Origin of the sequence: Frankia sp. AiPs1 (assembly GCF_023716945.1) — a bacterium.
Taxonomy (GTDB): Bacteria; Actinomycetota; Actinomycetes; order Frankiales; family Frankiaceae; genus Frankia.
Map to the genome: position 1 here is coordinate 1 of NZ_JAMQQF010000449.1, position 4977 is coordinate 4977.

The following is a 4977-nucleotide window of genomic DNA, read 5'->3' on the forward strand; positions in this document are numbered from 1 at the left end:
CGGGGGTCCCGCGTTCAGCCTGCAGGCCGCCGCGTCCCCCGAACGGGTGCAGGCGGTCCGGACCCTGCTGATCGTCGACGGCCCGCGGCTGCGGCCCGGGTCCAGCCTTGCCTTCCGCCGCGCGCTCGCCGCCGACGCGTCGGCGATCGTCGTCGACGGCCCGCCCCCCAACCTGACCACCACCCTGGTCGAGTTCGGCCCCGACGGCACCGTCACGCAGGCCGACGCCAGGACCGGCCGGGTCGTACCCGGCGCGAGCCCGGCGGCGCTCGACGCCGACGACGCCCACCGCTGCGCGCGGATGCTTGCGCGGCTCGACGACCCGCTCGTGGCCCATCGGGACGCGCCGCTGCCCGTCGGGGTCCGGCTGTCCGACCTCGTCCCATTCGACCTGGCGCAGCCGTCCGACCAGCTTGCCGAGGCCATCCGCGCGCACTGGTCCGCCGCCCGCGACCCCGGCAGCCTCGCGATCGCGGTGGGCGTCGGCGAGGACAGGCCGTTCGAGCTCGACATCGTCCGCCATGGCCCGCACGGGCTACTGGGCGGCGCGACCGGATCCGGCAAGAGTGAGCTGCTGAAGATGATCGTGGCCGGCCTCGCCGCACGATACTCACCCGACGAGGTGATCATCGGGCTGTTCGACTTCAAGGGCGGCACGTCCCTGCAGGAGCTCACCCGGCTCCCGCACTGCGTCGGCCTGGTCAGCGACACCGACCTGCACGAGGCCGAGCGGGCGCTGCGCTACCTGCGCACCGAGCTGCTGCGCCGCGAACGGCTGCTGTTCGCCCGCGGCGCGGCGAAGATCGAGCAGATCGCCGGTGAGCTGCCCCGGCTGATCGTCATCATCGACGAGTTCCAGATCCTCGCCGACGAGCTCCCCGACGAGCTGCAGACCGTCATCGACCTGACGAAGCGGGGCCGCTCCCTCGGCGTGCACCTGCTGTTCGCCACGCAGAGCCCCGCCTCGGTGCGCAACTACGACGAGATCAAGCGCAACACCCAGCTGCGGATGACCCTCAAGCTCCTTGACGTCGAGGACTCGGTGCGCCTCATCGACCTGCCGGACGCCGCCCGGTTCACCGTGCCCGGCCGCGGACTGGCCCGGGTCGACAACCAGGTGTTCGCCTTCCAGGCCGGCTACCCGTCCGGCTCCGTCGAAGCGTCCGAGGACGACGCGGTCCGCCTCGAACCTTTCACACTGCGTCCCGTCCCCGTCCCCGTCCCCGCTTCCGTCCCCGCCCCCGCCCCCGTTTCCGTTCCCGTCGCAGGCATCGTCACGTCGACGTCCGGCGGCGCGGAGCTGGCGGGCGTCGCGGCCCTGGACGAGCCCTGGTGGCAGGTGGACGACCTGCCGCACGGCGCCGGTGCCAGGGACGACGAGAACGCCGAGGCCGGGGAGCGGACCGAGCTGGGCGCGTTGATCGCCGGAGTCCGGCGCGCCTACCGGTCGGCGCTGGACCGGCGCCAGCTACGGCCCGTCGCGGACGTCTGGCCGCCGGCGCTGCCCGCCGCGCTGACCCGGGACGAGGTCGTGGCCCAGGCCCGGGCGGGGGAGGTGATCCCCGGGCGCCCCGCCGGGCTCGCGGCGTACTTCGCCCGCGCGGACCGCCCGGACGAGTCCGAGCACGCCCGCCAGCCCGCGGTCGCCTGGCATCTCGACGCCGGCAACCTGCTCGTCTTCGGCGCTGCGGGCGCCGGTGCCACCACCGCGCTGACCGTTCTTGCCACCGGTCTCACCGCCTCGCTGTCCCCGGCCGAGCTGCACCTGTACGCGCTGGACTTCGCCGGCGGTGACCTGCAGGGACTCGCCGGGCTGCCGCACTGCGCCGGCAACGTCATCGTCGGCGACGAGCTTGAGCGGCAGGTGAACCTGCTGGCCTACCTACGGGCCCGGATCGCCCGGCTGGGGGCGCTGGACGCGGCGGCCCGAGCGGCCGAAGCCCAGTCCATCCTGCTGATCGACAACCTGGGTGGCTTCATGAACGCGCACGAAGCCGTCAGCTCCAAACAGGGGATGGCGGTGCTGGCGGACTTCGCCGCGGTGATCGGCGCGGGGCCCGCGTCGAAGGTGGCCGTCGCCGCGTCCGTCGTCGGCACCCGGGTGCGCAACGAGGTCGCCGCCCGGGCGCCGCAGCGGCTCATCCTGCGCCTACCGGATCGCAACGCCTACGCCGACCTCGACATCGAACGGCGCTCGATCCCCCGCGGTGTGCCCGGCCGGGGCCTGTGGACCACCGGCAACGACCTGGTGATGGAGGTCCAGGTAGCCACCCCCGACCCTGTATCCCCGGCCGGGACCACGCGCGAGTCCACGCGCGAGTCCACGCGCGAGTCCATGCACGAGTCCATGCCCGGAGCGTTGCCCAGCGAGGTGCCCGCAGCCCTGCTCGGCGGCGCCGGCGGGCCGGGTCAGTCGCCGCGGTGGGCCGGGGCGGACGGTGCCCGCGCCGCGTCCCTACCCAGACGCATCCGGGTCCTGCCGGCAACGATCGAGCCGGACGAGCTCACCGCGGACGGGGGCGCCCGCCTGGACCACGACGTGCTGGTGATCCCGGTGGGCCTCACCACCCAGGACGGCGCGGTCGGGCAGGTGTGCCTTGATCTGGCGGAAGACAGCCCGGCCCTGGTGTACGGGCCGCCCCGCTGCGGCAAGAGCACGCTGCTGCGCCGGCTCGCCGAACTCACCCGGGCCAGCCTGGGTGACGCCGTGGCGATCTACGCGGCGGCCGCCGCCGACTCGCCGCTCGCCGGCTGCCCGGCCGCGGACCGGGTGCGTGAGCTCGACACCGCGGTGACCCTCGCCCAGCGGGCCGCGAACGAGCAGCGGCCCACCCTGCTGCTCATCGACGACGTGACCCGGCTCGGCGACAGCCTGAACGCCTTCCTGCAGGAGCGTCACCCCCGCGTCCGGCTGGTCGCGACGGCCCGCGTCGGCGAGCTGCGCACGGCCGACTACACCTGGACCGCGAGCCGGCTCAAGACGGCGCCGACCCGCCTCGTACTCGAACCGGAACCCGGCGAGTCCGACCCCGTCAGCGGCCGGTACCTCACCTACCCGCCGAGCGGACCAGGCCGCGGCCGAGGCTTCCTGCTCTCCGCGGGCGGCACCCGATTCGTCCAGACCTGAACCAGCACCCCGATGGCCCAGGGCAACTTTTTTCGTCTTCGGCTTCGACCGGAAGCAAGATAATCAACGGTGTTGACAGCGTCTCACCAACTTGATCATCAGGGGTGCTCGGGTATGGGACGACGAACCTACGACCGGTGGTTGCCTGGCCGCACGGCCGGGCACGCAGGGAAAGGTGGCTGGCGCGGTCCGCATCTCCTCGTGCCTCTGCGCACCCGCGCCCTGGCGCCGCCCGACCACTACCGCCTTGTGCGGCTTCCGGAGGTGGAACGTGCCCGCATCAACGTCGTCGTCGCCGGCGCCCCTGCGTCGATTCCTGCGCGCCGGCAGGGCGTCCGATCGGGTGACCTCCTCATCCGGCGCCGCCGGGACCGACGCCGGGTCCGGCACGGCAGCGGCGCGGGTGGTCGTGGTGGGCAGCGGGTTCGCCGGCCTACGGCTGCTGCGGCGGCTGGAGAGTCTGCTGCCGGCGTCGGCGGCGGAGCTCACCGTGGTCTCCCCGGTGGACCACCTGCTCTACACCTCTCTGATACCGCAGGTCTGCGCGAGCTCGGTGGAACCGCGGCACCTGGCGGTGGCCACCCGGGGGGCGCTGCGCCGCACCGTGCTGCGTCTGGGCCATGCGGTGGCGGTCGACACCCGGGCCCGCACGGTGACCGTGCACGGTAGCGACGGCACGGTCGACGAGCTGGGCTGGGATCGGCTCGTGCTGGCCCCCGGCTCCGTCACGCGGACCTTCGACATCCCCGGGGTGCGTGAGCACGCGATCGGTCTGAAGAACCTCGCCGAGGCCGTCCACCTGCGCGACCACGTGCTGCGGCAGTTCGAGCGGGCGGACGCCGCCACCGACGAGGGCCGCCGGCGCGCCCTGTGCACCTTCGTGATCGTCGGCGGTGGGTACACCGGCACGGAGCTCGCCGCGCAGATGACCCGCTTCAGCCGGCGGGCGGTGGCGAACTACCCGCGGGTGCGGGCCGAGGATGTTCGCTGGGTGCTCGTCGACCACGCGCCGAGCCTGCTGCACGAGCTGGCGCCGGCGCTCGGCCGCCGGGCCGCCGACGTGCTGGCCGACCGCGGCGTTGAGCTGCGGCTGCGAACGTCGGTGAGCGAGGTTACCGAGCGTACCGTCCGGCTGGGCCGGGCGGAGACCCCCGACCAGCAGGAGACGATCGCTACTCACACGGTGATCTGGTGCGCGGGGGTGTCCCCGAGCCCGCTCGTGGCCAGGTTGGGCCTGCCGACCACGCACGGGCGTCTCGTCGTCGACGACTGCTTCCGCGTCCCCGAGGTGGAGGGCCTGTTCGCGCTGGGCGACGCCGCCGCGGTGCCGGACGTGACCCGTTCGGGCGCCCCCGCCGGTCAGACCGCCCAGCATGCCGTGCGCCAGGCCGTGGCCGCCGCCCGCAACGTGGCGGCGTCCCTGGGCTACGGCGCCGCCCGGCCGTACCGGCACCGCGACCTCGGATTCGTCGTCGATCTGGGCGGGCGGGACGCGGTGGCCAACCCGCTGGGCCTGACCCTGCATGGCCTGCCGGCGGCCGTGGTCACCCGGGCGTACCACGCCTATGCGTTGAACAACGGGTCCAACCGGGTCAGGGTGCTCACGGACTGGGCGCTGGACCTGGTCATCCCGCACCAGATCGTGCAGCTCGGCTTCGCCGACGGGCGACCACCCACGATCGACGCCACCGAGCAGACCGGGATCTACCTCGTCACGGCGCCGGGGCAGGCGGGCGTCGAAGCCGGCCTGGGCGACCCGCAGGCGCAACCGGGCCGCGCGGTGGGCGGCGTGGGGGGACGATAAGCCGGGGCCAGCGCCCGGCCGTCCGGCGTCCGGCCCCGGCCCATGG

General features: G+C 74.2%; 2 protein-coding genes. Both read left to right on the top strand.

From position 1 onward, the window contains the following. Nucleotides 1-3127: FtsK/SpoIIIE domain-containing protein (locus ND748_RS25010; RefSeq protein ID WP_251748459.1), on the top strand; the 3127-nt coding region annotated here is incomplete at its 5' end. 271 nt (nt 3128-3398) lie between these two features. Next, nucleotides 3399-4931, top strand: coding sequence for an NAD(P)/FAD-dependent oxidoreductase (locus ND748_RS25015; protein WP_374216027.1), 1533 nt, complete (start codon nt 3399-3401; stop codon nt 4929-4931). Nucleotides 4932-4977 lie beyond the last annotated feature (46 nt).